Source organism: Algoriphagus kandeliae, assembly GCF_004571135.1.
In the GTDB taxonomy this organism is placed as follows: domain Bacteria; phylum Bacteroidota; class Bacteroidia; order Cytophagales; family Cyclobacteriaceae; genus Algoriphagus; species Algoriphagus kandeliae.
This window is the reverse complement of sequence record NZ_SPSB01000003.1, coordinates 342,998-359,701: the sequence shown is the minus strand read 5'-3', so window position 1 is coordinate 359,701 and position 16,704 is coordinate 342,998. Positions and strand designations below refer to the sequence as shown.

14 protein-coding genes are annotated in these 16,704 nt (G+C 42.0%); 2 read left to right on the top strand and 12 right to left on the bottom strand.

From position 1 onward, the window contains the following. Nucleotides 1–9: 9 nt before the first annotated feature. The 11 genes from ruvA to E4S40_RS10145 form a co-directional block, all read right to left on the bottom strand. A complete protein-coding gene (gene ruvA / locus E4S40_RS10195) occupies nt 10–606 on the bottom strand; it encodes a Holliday junction branch migration protein RuvA (RefSeq protein WP_135073669.1) in 597 nt (198 codons plus the stop codon). After that, a complete protein-coding gene (locus E4S40_RS10190; RefSeq protein ID WP_135073667.1) occupies nt 603–2,870 on the bottom strand; it encodes an NADP-dependent malic enzyme in 2,268 nt (755 codons plus the stop codon). Before E4S40_RS10190 ends, ruvA begins: the two co-directional genes overlap by 4 nt. A gap of 21 nt (nt 2,871–2,891) precedes the next feature. Beyond that, nucleotides 2,892–3,989: a DUF4837 family protein gene (locus E4S40_RS10185; protein ID WP_135073665.1), complete on the bottom strand. Its 1,098-nt coding sequence runs from the start codon at nt 3,987–3,989 to the stop codon at nt 2,892–2,894. Between the two features lie 141 nt (nt 3,990–4,130). Next, on the bottom strand, nt 4,131–5,534 hold the full coding sequence (locus E4S40_RS10180; protein ID WP_135073663.1) for a lytic transglycosylase domain-containing protein: 1,404 nt from the start codon (nt 5,532–5,534) through the stop codon (nt 4,131–4,133). A 7-nt stretch (nt 5,535–5,541) separates the two neighbouring features. Further along, nucleotides 5,542–6,972, bottom strand: a complete 1,431-nt coding sequence (gene gatA / locus E4S40_RS10175) for an Asp-tRNA(Asn)/Glu-tRNA(Gln) amidotransferase subunit GatA (protein WP_135073661.1) — start codon at nt 6,970–6,972, stop codon at nt 5,542–5,544. A gap of 19 nt (nt 6,973–6,991) precedes the next feature. Then, on the bottom strand, nt 6,992–7,189 hold the full coding sequence (tatA, locus tag E4S40_RS10170; RefSeq protein WP_135073659.1) for a twin-arginine translocase TatA/TatE family subunit: 198 nt from the start codon (nt 7,187–7,189) through the stop codon (nt 6,992–6,994). 110 nt (nt 7,190–7,299) lie between these two features. Beyond that, nucleotides 7,300–8,550 (bottom strand): murein hydrolase activator EnvC family protein, encoded by a 1,251-nt coding sequence (locus E4S40_RS10165; protein ID WP_135073657.1) that lies wholly within the window; start codon nt 8,548–8,550, stop codon nt 7,300–7,302. Then, nucleotides 8,547–9,287, bottom strand: a complete 741-nt coding sequence (locus tag E4S40_RS10160) for a DUF4292 domain-containing protein (RefSeq protein WP_135073655.1) — start codon at nt 9,285–9,287, stop codon at nt 8,547–8,549. The genes E4S40_RS10165 and E4S40_RS10160 overlap by 4 nt, the downstream gene beginning before the upstream one ends. Beyond that, nucleotides 9,280–11,010 (bottom strand): tetratricopeptide repeat protein, encoded by a 1,731-nt coding sequence (locus tag E4S40_RS10155; protein WP_237563172.1) that lies wholly within the window; start codon nt 11,008–11,010, stop codon nt 9,280–9,282. Before E4S40_RS10155 ends, E4S40_RS10160 begins: the two co-directional genes overlap by 8 nt. A 102-nt stretch (nt 11,011–11,112) precedes the next feature. Next, nucleotides 11,113–12,612 carry a lipopolysaccharide biosynthesis protein gene (locus E4S40_RS10150; protein ID WP_135073651.1) on the bottom strand — a complete coding sequence of 500 codons (1,500 nt, stop codon included), beginning with the start codon at nt 12,610–12,612 and terminating at the stop codon, nt 11,113–11,115. A gap of 15 nt (nt 12,613–12,627) precedes the next feature. Then, nucleotides 12,628–13,413, bottom strand: a complete 786-nt coding sequence (locus E4S40_RS10145) for an enoyl-CoA hydratase/isomerase family protein (RefSeq protein ID WP_135073650.1) — start codon at nt 13,411–13,413, stop codon at nt 12,628–12,630. A 201-nt stretch (nt 13,414–13,614) separates the two neighbouring features. Between E4S40_RS10145 and E4S40_RS10140 the strand changes: the two genes are divergently transcribed. Then, on the top strand, nt 13,615–15,069 hold the full coding sequence (locus E4S40_RS10140; protein ID WP_135073648.1) for an NADP-dependent isocitrate dehydrogenase: 1,455 nt from the start codon (nt 13,615–13,617) through the stop codon (nt 15,067–15,069). Between the two features lie 144 nt (nt 15,070–15,213). Here E4S40_RS10140 and E4S40_RS10135 read toward each other — a convergent pair whose 3' ends face one another. Continuing rightward, the gene (locus tag E4S40_RS10135; RefSeq protein ID WP_135073646.1) at nt 15,214–15,402 is read right to left on the bottom strand and encodes a hypothetical protein; all 189 of its coding nucleotides are present in this window, start codon (nt 15,400–15,402) and stop codon (nt 15,214–15,216) included. Between the two features lie 2 nt (nt 15,403–15,404). On the opposite strand from E4S40_RS10135, the gene E4S40_RS10130 reads away from it, so the two are divergent. Next, complete coding sequence (locus E4S40_RS10130; RefSeq protein WP_135073644.1) at nt 15,405–16,694, top strand: glycosyltransferase family 4 protein; 1,290 nt, start codon at nt 15,405–15,407, stop codon at nt 16,692–16,694. The last annotated feature ends 10 nt before the right edge of the window (nt 16,695–16,704 follow it).

The window sequence follows — 16,704 nt, the reverse complement described above, 5'->3', positions numbered from 1 at the left end:
AAGTTTAAATTATGATGTCTTTAAAGATGCTTTAATTAAATCTTCTAAAGAAATTTCTCCCTTGGTTTTTTTGAGTACTGAGTCAATATTCTTTTCTGCGGCGGACTTTGGAAAACCTAAGGTAATTAAGGCTTTTAACGCCTCCTCTCGTATTTTATTGCTTGATTTTAAGAATCCAAGTGGTGTGGTACTTTCAGCAGATCCTGATTTTCCTATCTTGTCTTTCAATTCTAAAATAACACGCTGAGCCGTCTTCAGGCCTATACCTTTTACCTGCTTTATTGTATTTACATCCCCACCTAAAATTGCTTCTTCGATTTCTGTAGCGCTAAGAGAAGAAAGGATCATCAAACCGGTATTTGGACCTACTCCATTGATGCTTATAAGAAGTAAAAAAAGTCGTTTTTCGTTTTCCTCCTTAAATCCGTAAAGCGTGTGCGCATCTTCTTTAATATGGAGGTAGGTGAGGAGTCGAATCGACTCCTCATCCTTGATTTTGCTGTAGGTTTGAAGGGAAATTTTCACCTCATATCCAACCCCTCCCACATCAATGATGACGTAAGTAGGGTCTTTGAAGGCTAATTTTCCCTGTAGGTAGGCAATCATGAAGAAGCTGTTTGAGCGTCAACAACAGCGATTGCTACCATATTCACAATTTCTCGGATAGAACTTCCCAGTTGAAGAATGTGTACCGGCTTGTTCATTCCCAAGAGAATCGGACCGATTGCTTCTGAATTTCCGATTTCGGAGAGCAACTTGTAAGCGATGTTTCCTGATGCCAAATCAGGGAAAATCAAGGTATTTGCTTTCTTATTGATCAATTCAGAGAATGGATACACTTCCCGCTGAATTTCATCATTCAATGCAACATTCGCTTGCATTTCTCCCTCGATGATCAAGCCCGGATATTTTTCCTTTGCCAAGGCAGTGGCTTTAGCCATTTTCGCAGGGATATCTCCTTTCGCAGATCCAAAGTTGGAGTAAGAAAGCATAGCCACTCTCGGCTCCACATTGAAGAATTTAACCGCGTCAGCAGTCAGCCCGATAATGTCTACCAGTTCTTCTGCACTTGGATTCAAGTTAACCGTGGTGTCTGCGAAGAAGAATGGGCCTTTATCGGTATTCATAATGTACATACCGGCCACTCTTTTTGCTCCTGGCTTCACGCCAATTGTATGAAGTGTAGGAAGTATGGTCTTTGGATAGTCTCTTGTCAAACCAGAGATGAAGGCATCTGCCTGTCCAGTTTCCACCATCATGGCTCCAAAATAATTTCGCTGCATCACCAATCTAGAAGCATCTACTGGAGTCATGCCTTTTCTTTTTCGTTTTTCGAAAAGGATTTTTGCAAACTGATCCAACATTTGGGTTTCTTCTTGTGGATCAATGATGGTAACATGCTCTAAATCCAAGGAACTTTCTTCAATGAGGGAAAGAATTTTCTCTTTGTTACCCAAAAGGATTGGATGAGCAATTTTTTCATCCTTAAGGATTTGAGCAGCTTTGAGAATTTTTCTATTGTCAGCTTCCGCAAATACCACTCGCTTCGGATCTTTCTTGGCTCGGGCTATTACCACGGACATTAATCTCTGATCAATACCAATTCTCTCTTGGAGTTCTAATTCATAAGAATCCCAATCGGAAATAGTTCTACGTGCTACTCCTGAGTCAATAGCAGCCTTTGCCACAGCAGGTGCAATGGTGGTAATCAATCTTGGATCTAATGGTTTTGGAATCAAGTAGAATCTACCAAATCCTAAATTACTCTCCCCATAAGCCTTGGTTACGATATCCGGAACGGGCTCTTTTGCGAGTTTGGCGATTGCTTTGGCAGCCGCTAATTTCATTTCTTCATTGATTGCTGTAGCACGTACATCTAATGCTCCTCTGAAGATGTATGGGAATCCCAATACGTTATTTACCTGATTAGGATGATCCGAACGCCCTGTAGCCATGATCAAATCTTCCCGGGCTGCAATAGCAAGGTCATAAGCGATTTCTGGATCTGGATTAGCTAAGGCAAAAACAATTGGATTTGGAGCCATCTCTTTGATTTGCTCCTGTGAGACTACGTTGCCGGCAGAAAGACCTAAGAATACATCCGCTCCTGATAAAGCTTCAGTGAGTGTATGAATATCTCGATCAGTCGCAAATTCTGCCTTAATAGAATCCAAATGCTCACGATCGTTTCGAATCACACCCTCTTTGTCACACATGACAATATTCTCTCGCTTAACGCCAAGAGACATATAAAATCTAGTACAGGAAACTGCAGAAGCTCCAGCACCATTTACCACTAGTTTGATTTGGGTAATATCCTTCTCGACTAGTTCGAGGGCATTGAGAAGGGCAGCTCCGGAAATGATTGCAGTACCATGCTGATCATCGTGCATGACCGGGATTTTCATTTCCCGCTTCAGTGTCTGCTCGATTTCAAAACATTCTGGGGCTTTGATGTCCTCCAGATTCACTCCCCCAAAAGTAGGTTCGAGGGATTTGATGATATCAATAAGTTTCTTTGGGTCTTTTTCGTTGATTTCGATGTCAAAAACATCAATACCTGCAAACTTCTTGAAAAGTACACCTTTTCCTTCCATTACCGGCTTGGAAGCTTCCGGACCGATATCTCCCAGTCCAAGTACCGCAGTACCATTAGAAATTACAGCTACAAGGTTCCCCTTTGCGGTGTATTTGTACACGTTTTCCTGATCGGCTTCAATCTCCTTGCAGGGCTCTGCCACACCGGGAGAATAAGCCAATGCCAAATCCATTTGACTGGATAGGGGTTTGGAAGGAATGACTTCGATTTTACCAGGCGACCCCTGAGTGTGATAATTGAGGGCGTCTTCTTTTCGAATTTTAATGGCCATAAAAGCTACGTTAAGTTGGGTTTAGCTTCCTTGGTCAGGAACCCAGCTAACGTCGGTATTAAGCAAAATGGTCTCGATTTCCCGAAGGGCATCCCGATGAACTTCATTAGGGTAATAAACAAATCCTTCGATGTAATAAAGTTTTCCTTTTTGCTCATCCACCATAAGGTAACCTAAATAGGTTCCACCCATGGTGACGTTGTTGGTCCTCCAGGAAGCCCTGATTTCGGTTGTAAAATTATCATTTATAACCATGTTTCGGAAAGCTGGAGGGATTTGTTTTTCTGTTACCACATAAGAACTTGGAACTTCAGGGTCTCCAAAAATATGTTGCTTCGTGATAGAGTCCCTGAGAGCCAGTATGTTCTCAGGAAAAGTCTGCTCTTCGGACACGTAATCTTCTACATGAAAAAAGAGGCTGATATCAGCCCTATTTCCTGATGGAGTGGGTTGTCGAAGCCAAAGAAATCCCGGGACAGATTTAGCAATCTGATATGAAGCTGGTACATTTATTTGAATCCCAATGTTTTTTTCAGCTTCGGCATTGGCTGCGGTATTTTTCCGGGCAAGCAATATTTTTTCTAATCTTCCTCTTTCCCTTACCTCGAAAAGGTTCTGAATTCTCGGCCCATTTTTCTTCAGGTTGTCTACCAATTGCTCTTCTGTATTTCCAAATAAATACAAAACTTCCTGGCCGATGGCGTATTCATCTTCTACTCGAAGTGAATAGATACTTGGGTCATTCAGAGCCTTTTCTTTGGATTCCTTGGAAAATTGCGCATTGATCACTTGGCTGGCACCACCTTTATCATCAAAAGTGGTCACGTAAATGAGATTGGTAGACATCTTGAGCATTCGGGTCATGGCTCTTGGGTCTACTGTATTGACTTTAAACTTGCTTTCAGAGCGAATCATTCCCGGTAGGTCTGATTCAAAAATATCCCGCAATGCATCGCCCACTGGTCCAGCATATTTGGCAGAGTCAATCACCAAGATAATTTCTCCAATGGAGCCCCTTGCTCTCGGTTTTGTACTTTCAGATAGGGAACCGTTGGAATCGCAAGAAGCGAGAATTGCTACAGCAAGGATGAAAAGACTGATTCTGGAAAGGAATTTCATTCAGTTGTTTGGTTTGTGTGTTTGGCTGAAAGTAAAATAAATACTTTACAGGAAGGAAAATTCATTCCTGTAAGGACTTTTGGCTTTTGTTAAAAAAAATTAACAGAATTCTGCTCCAAGCCTTCGGGAAGCAAAGGTGATTTACCCGATAATGAGTCGTTGACCAGGCTTAATTTGTGTGGAGTTCAAATTGTTCAATCGCTTCAATTGTTCCACAGTCAATCCTTCAAATCTTCTGGAAATAATCCAAAGTGAATCGCCCGGTTGGACAATGTAGGTTTTCTGTCCACTAGAATTGGTTTGAACTTGTGCAATACTTCTATTCGAACTGCTACCGATTGGCGCATGGATGGTAAGCCGCTGTCCCACTCGAATCAAATTAGAACTTAAGCTATTCCATTCTTTTAATTGTGAAACTGTTACCCGATGATTTTGGGCAATTTTTCCAAGATTATCTCCGCTTTGTACTCGGTAGGTAATGGTGTTCCGTTGGATTTCTTTTTCGATATCAGACTCATTTCGAAGAATGAGCTTGTTGCTAGCAGTGAGCGGTAGGGGAGCATTTCCCAAGGAATCAGTAATCCAAGCGAGATTTTCATTGATGAAATCAGCCTTTCCTTTCGGGATATTCAATGCCATGCTCTTGTTGGTTTCTGGAATTTTTCTTCGCTTGACGGAAGGGTTTAATTTTTCCAGATCGCTGATGCAGAGGTTGGTTAGTTCTGAAAGTTTTTCAAAAGATAAGGCTCGTTCGAATCTGATTTTTTCGGTTGCAAATCGATAGGTGGGATCTTCCAAATGAAGATTGTGTTCATCCAAATGATGTAGAATGTACATCATAGCTTGGAATTGTGGTACATATCCTCTTGTCTCTCTTGGGAGGTAATTGTAGATCTCCCAGAACTTCTTCTTTCCACCGGATCTACGGATGGCCTTTCTTACATTTCCCGGTCCACAATTGTAAGCAGCCAAAGCCAATTCCCAGTCTCCAAACATGCGGTAAAGTGACTTCAGATATTTAGCCGCCGCTTCGGTAGATTGTTCGGGATCCATACGGTCATCTACATCCCAATTCACATTCATTCCATACATTCTGCCGGTTGCAGGCATAAATTGCCACAAACCCATGGCACCAACTCGAGAGCGAATTTGGGGATCCAATCCGGATTCGATGATAGCCAGGTATTTAATGTCATCCGGCATCTCATGCTCTTCGAGAGTGCTTTCGAATAATGGGAAAAACAGATCCTTTCTCGCAAGGATCATTTTGGTGTAATCTCTATTTCGAACGGTAAAGTATTGGATGAATGAAAAAATACGATCATTCAATTCGAAGGACATTTCAGTGTCCATTTTTTCAACCCGCTCTCTTACCTGATCATAAGTAAAGTCGGGGATGTATTCATAATGGTAATTGGGCTGCACCTCATCTTCTGAAAAAAGCTCGGGAGCAACCAATTGGGTCTCCTGTGAAAAGGCTTTGGAAAAAAAGAGGCTGCTCGCTACAAAAACGAATAGAAATTTTCTTCTCAAAGCTGTTTTCATTGGTCTTTTATTTTGAAATAAGGTTTACTAAATAATTGCTGAAAGCATAGAGTTCTGCCTCCTTAAAGGAATTGGCCATTACCTGTAGGCCAATTGGCATTCCTTCTTTATCCTGACCATTTGGAATGGAAATCGCAGGAACTCCTGATACGGAAGCTTGTACGGTAAATAAATCCTCTAAATACATGGCTACCGGATCTTCACTATGCTCTCCAAACTTAAACGCTGTAGATGGCGTAGTTGGCATGATAATATAATCAAAATCATTCAAAAGATTTTCAGTGAAATCTTTGATGAGTCTTCTAACCTTCTGAGCCTTTGTGAAATAGGCATCATAATAACTGGCACTCAAGACGAATGTTCCCAGCATAATTCGTCTTTTTACTTCATCTCCAAAGCCCTCACTTCTGGTTTTTTTGTACATGGATTCCAGGTTGTGGGCATTTGGACTTCGGTAGCCATACTTTACTCCATCAAATCTGGACAAGTTGCTACTTGCTTCGGCAGTGGTTAGGATGTAATAGGTGGGGAGAATGTATTCAAGTAAAGGAAATTCTACTTCCTCGACGATATGTCCTTCTTCCTTGAGTTTGTCCAAAACAGACAAGGTATTCGCCTTGATTTCAGGCTGAAGGATAGGGGATTCAATACTTTCTTTGAGATAAGCGACTTTCGCTCTTTTTTCAAAATGCAAAAGTTGGCTGTAGGGAAGTACCGGCTTTCTGGAAGATGTGCTGTCAAATTCATCATGACCAGCCATAATTTCCATCACCAAGGCATTATCCCGAATGGTTCTTGAAAAAACTCCTATGGTATCAAAAGAAGAAGCATAGGCGATCAATCCCCATCGGGAAACTCGCGAATAGGTTGGTTTTGAACCGATCACTCCCGTAAATGCTGCAGGCTGTCTGACAGAACCTCCTGTATCTGTTCCTAAAGCTACTGTGCAAAGATTTGCTTGGACTGCTACTGCAGAACCTCCTGATGAACCTCCGGGAACACGGGATTCATCCAAAGCATTCAATACTTTTCCATGGGCTGAGTTCTCATTAGAACTTCCCATACCAAATTCATCACAATTCAATCGGCCGATGATGATCGCATCTTCGTCGATAAGGCGTTGGATGGCAGTAGTGGTGAATTGGGCTTCGTAGCCCTGAAGAATTTTAGAGGAGGCGTTGGATTCGTGACCGGCATAGCAAAGCACATCTTTGATTCCGATGACCATGCCTGCAAGTTTGCCGGCTTTTCCTGAAGCTAATTTTTCATCCACCCATGCAGCTCGCGCAAGAGCGGATGGTCCATAAACTTCAACGAAGGCGTTTAGGTGCGCCTTCGTTTGAATATTGGAGAGATAGTAACGAACGATTGATTGACAATCAGTTTCTCTGTTTTCGAGGGATTTTTGAATTTCCTCGAATGAGCTAAATTTTTCCAAAGCTTAGAGGCTTTAGGGATTATTTTTTCTTGTCTTTCAGTCCCTCTTCGAGATCGTTTTGAATGTCTTTGGTAGCATCTTTAAACTCACGGATGCCTCGGCCTAAGCCTCGAGCCAATTCCGGAATTCTTTTAGCACCAAACAATAGGAGGATGACCAAGATGATCAGAATGATCGAGCCACCGCCCATATTTTGAAGAAAACCCAATGTAGCCATAGTGTAATTAATTTAGGGTAAATGAGGTCACAAAGATAGTATTGTCATTGGCAAGGACAAAGGAGCTTTGCGACTCTGTGAATATTTTTCCGAATATACGAAATTTTGACCTATCTGGACGAAATCCACGAAGCAGGATCCATTTTTTGAAGGCCTTTCCAGGTTTGAAAATGAATTTCTGCTTCTCCATCAGAATTGGTAGCAACTTTACCAATTACGTCTTTTGATTTGACAGTTTGGCCAGTTTTTACAGAAGTGGAGGATAGCTTACTATATAAGGTATAATACTCTCCATGCTTGATCAAAACTGTTTCGCCATAGCCTGGCATGGATGCCACTTTTGCAACGACTCCATCAAAAACAGTCCGTACCGTCGAGTTGGGTTGAGTACGAATATTTATCCCATCACTCGGTACGGTAATTCCACGAAGGGTAGGGTGAGGATGGTCTCCGTAAGTTTGTGTGATAAATCCAGTTTCTACAGGCCAAGGCAATCTTCCACGATTTCCTGCGAAAGAACTTGAGAGAGCCGCAACTTCAGGAGTCATAGGCATGCTGCTATCCGGTCTTTTCGTAGCCGTGCTGTTTGCTTTGGCAGCTGCAGCTTCTGCTAATCGGATTTCTTCTTCAATTGCAGCCCGAATCATTGCCTCCAACTGCTGCTGTTGCTTTTTGGTAGCAGTGATTTGACTTTTGATAGTTCGTTCTTTTTTGGTTAAAGAATTGACGATCACCTGCTGTTCTTTTCGAAGAGCCTCTAGCTTTTTCCGTTCTTCTTGGGCTTCCGCTAGAATTTGAACCTTATCAGCTTTTCTGGCATCTAACTGTACTCGTTCCTCTGCCAATTGTGCGGTGACTTTTTCGATCTGCTCGGCTTGCTGTTTTCTACTGTCCGTATATTGCTTCAAGTATTTCAATCGCATGTAGAGCTGATTGAAATTAGTCGAGCTGAATACAAAGGCAACAATGGAAAGATTTCGATTTAGCTTAGAGGTATTGTAAATCATTCGGCTGTATTCGGCCTTGAGTTCTTTCAAGTCCCTTTCCAGTTGGTTGATTTTTGCTTCGGTTTCCCTGATTTCGGTATCAAGAACTTTTACCTCTCGGTCCAAAGTATTGACTAGGCGGGTTTGGGCCTGAAACTGACGGGTTACCGCATTTAATGATCCGATAGACTCTTTTTTGGTAGCTGTGGTCTGTCGGAGAATGGCATCAAATTCCCGAAGCTTGGCTTGAATTTCCGCTTTTTGCCGCTCAAGTTCTTCTCTGGTTTTGCTGATTTGAGCAAAAGCATCATAACTCCAAAAGCTGCTCAGGAGAAAAATAAATACAAGTAGCCTTTTTGATCTAGTTACTCTCAAAACCTAAAGGGGAAATTTAATGATTCAGACTGTAAAGTAATCCCAGTCCAATCCACGTGAACAATCGTGTTTTGTTTTTCTTTTCCCAGTTGATAGACAAACTGGTACAAGGTCTCTGATGGAAAAGGCTGTCCTTCCACATCTTGATAATCCGCATAGCTGGCCAACAAGCTACCTCTGTCATCCAGTGAATTGCTGGCTAGTTCATTGACCTTGGCGTTTTCTGTTCCGATTTTACTGAAGTATCGAACTTGATTCCGAACTTGGGTTAATTCATAACTTGTCTTCACTTTGACCAATCGGTCGCTGTAATCAAAAACAAAAGGAGGGTTTGCCCACAGGATATTTTGAAATAGATCCAAGGAAAGGTCCAAACCGTAATAATTTTTAAACTCCTCAAAAGTCAAATCCACATCCTCATTTCCAATTCTATCTTTGATCTGGATTTTTTCCTGAGTGATTAGACCTCTTACAGCTTCCATCCCCAAACCGGGGGAGATGGAAAACCAAAGCACAGAGTCTTTTTTCGAGCGTAGATTTAAAGTCCCCCGTGTTATTTTTCCAGATCCCTCTTCAATCACCACTTTAGCTCTCGCTGTCAAATATTGGTATTGAGGGTAACTCGGATTGAATCCCTCCATTCGGGAATTAGAACTGTAGGGAATGGTCTTTTTTGCACAGGCATTCAAAAAAATAAGACCAACCAACAGGAGGAAGTAAGCCAAAAATTTATTCATAGTATTTTTTGTCTCTTATCTTCAAAGGCAATTTTTCTGATGCTTCGGAACTTTCAGCAGCTTTTTCCCAATAGCTTAACGCTTCGGCTTTTCGGCCAATGTGATACAAGATGTCTCCGAAATGCTCCAAAAGTGTACCACTGGGTTCAGATTCATATTGGAAAGCTTTCTCCATATTCTGATAAGCTTCCTGGTATTCTCCCAATTGAAATAGAACCCAAGCGTATGTATCCAAAAAAGTGCCATTCTCTGGAAATCTCCGCACTACTTTTTCAGCCATCTGTTTTGCCTTTTCTAAATCCCGCTTTTCCAGGGAAAGAAAATAGGCGTAATTATTCAAAACCTGCTCATCATTTGGATTCAGTTCCAAGGCCTTTTCGAAGTAATGAAAAGCTGAATCTTTCTCTCCCAAATTGTATAGTGAACTTCCTAAAGAGCCAAAGGCAACTTGATCCAATTGCCTATTTTGACTCTTGTTCAAGTTTATGGCTTCATTCAAGGAATTCACTGCTGAACTATCTTTCTTTAGGGCTGATTTGACGACTCCGTCATAAAACCAAAACTCAGGGCTTTCAGGAAATTCATCGACACCAATCGTAGTAAATTTTTCCAACTCTTCTAGATTAGCTCCTTCACCAAATGAGTTCAAAATTACCTGCTCCAAAATCCGTGGATTTTTGGGATTGAGTTGGATGGATTTTTTGTACCAATCTACACTTTCTACCTGCTTGTTTTCTTTTGCATCCCGGTCACCAAGCACTTCAAAAATGGCGGCATTTTCTACTTCATCCTGCAACATAAGTGTGCTCAGAGAATCCAATAATTGCTCTCTTTCGGGAGTTTTAATCTCCTCTAAAATCCCCTTAAAGGCCCTCGCTTTTGATTCTGGATCCAAGTCAGGACTTGCAAAAGCTCGGTAAAGAAAAACTTTTGATTCCTCTTGTTCGCCCTTGGATTTCAATAATGTATAAGCCGCTAGTTGAAGTTCTGGTTGATTAGGATATTTGTCAATTTCCCGGTTGACTAATTCGATGGCCTGATCGATTCTGTTGTTATTGTATAGGATTTCAACCAAGCTCAGGACATAGTTGGGATTGCCGGGTCTGTTTTCTATTAGTTTTTCCCCTTCGCGTATCGCTTCATCCAATTGATTTTTGCGAAGATAGATTCGTTGCTTTTGCTGGGTGATGGGTTCTAAAATTCCGAAATAAGCCTCTGCTCGGTTGAGTACTACCAAGGCTTTATCAAACTCACCTGCCTGCAAATAAATGGAAGCTAAATCGAGATTGTATTGCTGATTATGTTCTCCATCAGCTGTAAGTTGATCGAGGATTTCGGCAGCTTTCAGAGGCTGTTTGAGATTAGTGTAAATCTCCGCAACAAGCAATGCATAGTACTTGTTGTCGGGCTCCAAAGCCACTGCCTTTTCTGCATAGGGAAGCGCTTTTTCAGGCTCATTAATTCGGGCAAACAATTCCCCTAACTTGTAATGAATGGCTGGTTCATCTGGCTTAAGTTCCAAAGCATTTTGGAGGTAACCGTAAGCCTTTTGGTAATCCCCCAAAGTGAGCTGCTTGGATCCTTCAATAAAATTCCGATCTGCTAGTGCTTCCTTGGCCTGAATTTTCTTTTGCTTTTTCGAAAGTTTGGTTTGTCCATTTGCCTCGGTCAGGATTCCTAGGGTCAGGATCAGGAGGCTGAGGAATATATTTTTTAAAGTCACGTTTATTCTCACTCTATTGGATTGAATCACAAACATAATGCCTTTTCGCGAAAGGAATTGTTTTGCAAAAGAACAGCTTTGCCGGGTAAATCATCCCAGCTTTTAACGCTTTTTAGAAAGATAACCTTGGATTTCTTTTTTCTCCAGCAGGAAAAATAAAGCTACGAAAGGAATCAGTACTGCGTTTTTCAGGAAAAATCCCAAAATCTCATTTTCTAGGTTCCAGTAAAATCCCAAGTAGCTTAGCCCAAAGGCAATAAAAAGGTAGAAGATATCTTTTCCTGTTTGATAGGGAATGGGATAAAATCGCTGTCCAAAGTAGAAGCACACAATGGACATCACCAAATAGCAGGCAAGGGTACTCAAAGCTGCTCCCATGAAACCGTAAACCGGCACAAGGAAGATCACCACCGCAATACTTACTATAGCTCCAATCAAGGTGATCCAGAAACTGTATTGGGTTTTATCGGTGATTTTAAACCAAATGGACAGATTGAAATAAACGCCCAATAAAAGGTAACCCATTAGCAAAACCGGAACGATATAAAGTCCTTCGGCATAGCCTTCACTTCGAAGGAAAAGTGGTCCCAACCAATTCAGATTAACCGAGATAGCAATCATCAGGAATGCACAGAAAATGATGAAAGCATGCATCACTCTTGCATAAAGTTGGGGTGAATTTTTATTCTCTGATTCTCTAAAAAAGAAGGGCTCCGCTGCATATTTGAATGCTTGAATCACCAAGTTCATCAAGATTGCCAACTTAAAGTTTGCTCCGAAAACCCCAGCTGCTGCCCGGCTATCCAATCCCGGATAAAATCCTTCAGGAAGTACGTATTCAAATAAGAGTCGAGAAATGAGCTCATTGGTAACACCGGCTAATCCCATAAAAAGCAAGGGGAGGGAATAGCGCCACATGGGCTGTAGGATGCTTTTTTCCAGCTTGAAGGAAAAGAAGCCTGCCTTCCACCAAACCAATGGAATAATGAGGCCATTTGCCAGTAAGTTGGCGAGGAGGATGTATTCTACGCCCCAATCCAAGCGATATCCCAGGAAGCTTTCTGGAATTACTCCATTTTGAATCCAAATCGGGAAACCGATGATCAGAATCAGGTTGAAACCAACATTCAAGGTGATATTGGTGAGCTTGGCTATTGCGAAAGTCACCGCCTTATTTTCTAACCGGAGCTTGGCGAAAGGGATGGCCAAAATCGCATCGAATGTCAAAATCAGCGCCACCCAACGGAATAAATATTCCTGACCGGGATAATTCATCCACTCCGCCAAAAGAGGAGCAAGTAGAAAAGTACCCGAACCTAAGATAAGACTGGAAGTTACTAGAAGACTTTGGGTGTTGTTGTAAACTCGCTGGGGAGAAAGGTTTTTACCTGTGGCAAAGCGGAAAAAGCTGGTTTCCATGCCATATGTGAAGATGATATTCAAAAATCCGATCAGGGCATAAATCCCAGTAAAAGCTCCCAGAGCATTTTTGCTGAGGTAGGCCGTGTATACAATGATCAGTAAAAAATTGATGGACCGGCCAAGGATACTACTGAGCCCATAAATGGCTGTTTGGCCGGCAAGTTTTTTGAGGTTGCTCATGGAATGGGAACCTCTTTATTCTCCCTTGAAGATCGGTTTGCGTTTTTCCAAAAACGCTGAAGTTCCTTCTTTGTAATCTCCGGATTTCACACATCGTGCAAAGCTATTAGCTTCAGTTTGGTAGCCGTTTTCTTCAGAAAGATAAACTGCATTCACACAATCTACGATCATACCGATGGCCAAAGGGGCCTTGGACATGATTTTATGGATGATTTCTTCTGCTTTTGCCATCGCCTCTGCTTTGGTAGGGAGGACATGATTCACCAATCCCAAACTCAAAGCTTCCTCTGCACCAATCATATCTCCGGTCATCATGAGTTCATTGGCTTTTCCACGGCCCACTAAGATGGTCAGTCGCTGTGTACCTCCATAGCCCGGAATAATTCCCAGGTTCACTTCAGGTTGTCCAAATTTTGCATTAGAAGTGGCGATTCGCATGTGACAAGCCATGGCTAATTCACAACCTCCTCCAAGGGTAAAGCCATTGGTGACAGCGATAACTGGCTTTTGGCAGTTTTCGATAACAGAAAATATTTCCTGACCGTTTTCAGCAAATTTTCGGGCATTTACCTCATTCAATTCTGCAATTTCCCGGATATCTGCACCGGCTACGAAGGCCTTTTCTCCAGCCCCGGTAATGATGACGGCTTTGATGGATTTATCTTCCATCACCCGGTCAAAAATCTCTCTCAATTCCTCCAAAGTGGCGAAATTCAAAGCGTTCATTTTGTCTTCTCGGTTGATGGTTAGGTAGAGTACACCTTCTTTTTCTTCAGTCAGAATATTTCGAAAACCGTCCATAAGAATTAATTTCTGTTCGAAGCAAATATACGTCTAGGGTATTCAATCCCAAATTCATGCTTTGAAAAATACAATTTCCTTCCTGTGATTCAAACAAATTCTAATGTTATCCATTAATTCAATTTAAGGATTTTGGGGCGTCCTTCCAGTATTTTTTCCTTACTTTTGCACCATCAAATTTTAAACTAAACCTCAAAATATATGTCTTCAAAAAGAAAGATTACCGTAGCCTACGGGGATGGAATCGGTCCTGAAATCATGGAAGCTACGCTTCGCATTCTAGATGCCGCAGGTGCGCAGCTAGAGTATGATGTAATTGAGATCGGCGAAAAGGTTTACCTCAAAGGAATTTCCTCCGGAATGGAACCTAAGGCAATCGATTCTCTACGTGAAACCAAAGTCTTTTTGAAGTCGCCTATCACCACTCCTCAAGGTGGAGGATTTAAGTCCCTAAACGTAACCACCCGAAAGTCTTTCGGTCTCTATGCAAACGTGAGACCTTGCAAAGCCTTCTCTCCATTTGTGAAAACCAACTTCCCAAAAACGGATATGGTAATCATTCGCGAAAATGAGGAGGACTTGTATGCAGGAATCGAGCACAGACAAACTCAGGAAGTATATCAGACTTTGAAATTGATCTCTGAGCCAGGTTCTGAAAAAATTATTCGCTATGCTTTCGAGTATGCTAAAAAATATGGTCGAAAGAAGGTGACCTGTTTGACCAAAGACAACATCATGAAGTTGGCTGATGGTCTTTTCCACAAGAAATTTGATGAGATCGCGAAGGAATACCCGGAGATTCAAGCGGATCACAAAATCATCGATATCGGCACAGCTTTGATTGCTGACCGTCCTGAAACTTTCGACGTAGTCGTAACTCTAAACCTTTATGGTGATATCATTTCCGACGTAGCTGCTCAGGTGACTGGTTCTGTAGGACTCGGAGGTTCTGCTAACGTGGGTGAAGAAGTAGCAATGTTCGAAGCCATCCACGGTTCTGCACCGGATATCGCTGGAATGGGTATCGCCAACCCGTCTGGCTTATTGAATGGAGCTATTATGATGTTGGTGCACATCGGACAGCCTGAGGTAGCAGAGAAAATCTCTAACGCTTGGATGAAGACTTTGGAAGATGGAATCCATACTGGAGATATTTATCAGGAAGGTCTTTCCTCCAAGAAGGCAAGCACCAAGGAATTTGCTGACGCAGTGATTGAGCGATTGGGGCAAAAACCTGAGAAAATGACTCCAGCGGTATTTGGAGAAGATGCGACTGAACCGATGAATATCAAACTGAAGCCTAAAGCCAAGCAGAAAAAAGAATTGGTAGGGGTTGATGTATTTATCGACTGGGATGAGGATGGTAGAGATCCAAATATCATCGGAGAGCGCTTGCGCAAAGCCAATGCTGATGGATTGCAACTACACCTGATCACCAACCGTGGTGTGAAAGTATTCCCAGAAGGCTTGAAAGAAACCTTCTGTACGGATCACTGGAGATGTCGATTTAAGACTGCAGATCAAAAAGTAATTTCTCACGATCACGTATTAGATCTATTGAAGCAAATCCAGGACTTGGGCTTTGACTTTATCAAGACCGAGCACCTATATACCTTTGATGGGCAAAGAGGCTACTCACTTGCTCAAGGAGAATAAGAGAATTACGAAATACGAAGTACGAAAAGGGGAAAGGAGACTTTCCCTTTTTTATTTGTTGATTTACGATGGACGATTTACGATTTAAGAACCCTCCAAGGGATTGGTATTCCTATAATTAGCAGAATTTTTATAGCTCGTTTTTTAGACAATGAAAAACCCTTGGAGGGTTTCCTGACTTGAGAAGAAATAATGAATGTCGAACGTAGAATGATGAATATTGAAGAATTTCCGATAACCTTCCCACTTTCGAACTTTACCACTATCAACCAATCTTCCAATTTTTAAATCGCCCATTTGCACTTTCTCCTCACTAACTAGTACTTTGTACAAGAATGAAAAAACGGGTTTTGATTATTACCTATTATTGGCCACCGAGTGGAGGTTCGGGTGTACAGCGCTGGCTGAAGTTTGCCAAGTATCTGCCTGAATTCGCTTGGGAACCCGTGATTTTCACTCCCGAAAACCCTGATTTCGATATTCAAGATCCTTCCTTAGAGAAGGAAATAAGCCCTGATTTAAAGGTTATCAAATTCCCGATTTGGGAGCCTTATGGGGTATTGGGGAAATTGAGAGGGAAAAAGAAAAGCCATCCTGCCCGCATTTTGGAGCAAAAAGAAATGAGCCTTTTGGAAAAGGCTGCGGTCTGGATTCGAGCTAATTTTATGGTTCCCGATCCCCGTGTCTTTTGGGTAAAGCCCTCCGTGAAGTTTTTACTCGACTTGGTGAAGTCAGGTCAGTTTGATGCTATTATCACCACAGGGCCGCCTCATTCCATACATTTGATTGGGAAAGCACTGAAGGAGAAAACCGGAATTTATTGGGTTGCAGATTTCCGTGACCCTTGGTCGGAATGGGAGTTTTTAGATACACTGCCTATGACTTCTTCTGTTAGAAAGAAGCATCAACGATTGGAACAGGAGGTCTTGGAAAAGGCTGATCGAGTCATGACGATTTCATCTACCTTCCAACGGGATTTATCCAAAATCGGAAATCGGAAAATAGACCTAATCACCAATGGTTTTGATCCCGATGATATTCCTGAAGGGTTTCAGGCCAAGAAAAGATCTGCAGAGGAATTTCATATAGTTTACACGGGAGTAATCGACTCGATACGTAATCCCATTCCATTTTTGGAAGCCTTAAAAGCCGAATTCGAAAAATCCAGCAATAATATCCTCCTGACTTTTGTAGGGAAGGTAAGTGAGCAGGTAAGGGATTTTGTGGCAAAGGATACCTGGCTTTCCAAAGCAGTTGATTTTCCTGGATATGTCACCCATCAGGAGGTTTTTGGCTTTTATGCGAAAGCAGATTTGCTACTTCTGATTTTGACGGATACCAAAAACGCTCAGGGAAATATTCCGGGCAAGCTATTCGAATACATGTCAACCGGTGTTCCTGTATTGGCATTGGGAGATCCGAATGGAGACTCTGCTCAAATTCTAAAAGAAAGTGGAGCAGGGCAGGTGCTCTCTCATGGAGATGGAGATCAAATTCGAGCAGTATTGCGAAAATGGGTAAATGAAGAAGCAATCAATCAGCCTTCCGATCAAATTTCCCAATTTTCAAGAAAAGCGATTTGTGAACACTTAGCCCAGATTCTCGATGCAGATTCCATTTCTTGATCTCAGTCGC

What these genes read in the sequence shown, in the direction of transcription:
- E4S40_RS10140 (WP_135073648.1), top strand. Translation starts at nt 13,615, where the DNA reads ATGTCTTCAAAAAGAAAGATTACCGTAGCCTACGGGGATGGAATCGGT.
- E4S40_RS10150 (WP_135073651.1), bottom strand. Translation starts at nt 12,612, where the DNA reads ATGAGCAACCTCAAAAAACTTGCCGGCCAAACAGCCATTTATGGGCTC.
- E4S40_RS10145 (WP_135073650.1), bottom strand. Translation starts at nt 13,413, where the DNA reads ATGGACGGTTTTCGAAATATTCTGACTGAAGAAAAAGAAGGTGTACTC.
- tatA (WP_135073659.1), bottom strand. Translation starts at nt 7,189, where the DNA reads ATGGCTACATTGGGTTTTCTTCAAAATATGGGCGGTGGCTCGATCATT.
- ruvA (WP_135073669.1), bottom strand. Translation starts at nt 606, where the DNA reads ATGATTGCCTACCTACAGGGAAAATTAGCCTTCAAAGACCCTACTTAC.
- E4S40_RS10185 (WP_135073665.1), bottom strand. Translation starts at nt 3,989, where the DNA reads ATGAAATTCCTTTCCAGAATCAGTCTTTTCATCCTTGCTGTAGCAATT.
- E4S40_RS10190 (WP_135073667.1), bottom strand. Translation starts at nt 2,870, where the DNA reads ATGGCCATTAAAATTCGAAAAGAAGACGCCCTCAATTATCACACTCAG.
- E4S40_RS10180 (WP_135073663.1), bottom strand. Translation starts at nt 5,534, where the DNA reads ATGAAAACAGCTTTGAGAAGAAAATTTCTATTCGTTTTTGTAGCGAGC.
- E4S40_RS10130 (WP_135073644.1), top strand. Translation starts at nt 15,405, where the DNA reads ATGAAAAAACGGGTTTTGATTATTACCTATTATTGGCCACCGAGTGGA.
- E4S40_RS10160 (WP_135073655.1), bottom strand. Translation starts at nt 9,287, where the DNA reads ATGAATAAATTTTTGGCTTACTTCCTCCTGTTGGTTGGTCTTATTTTT.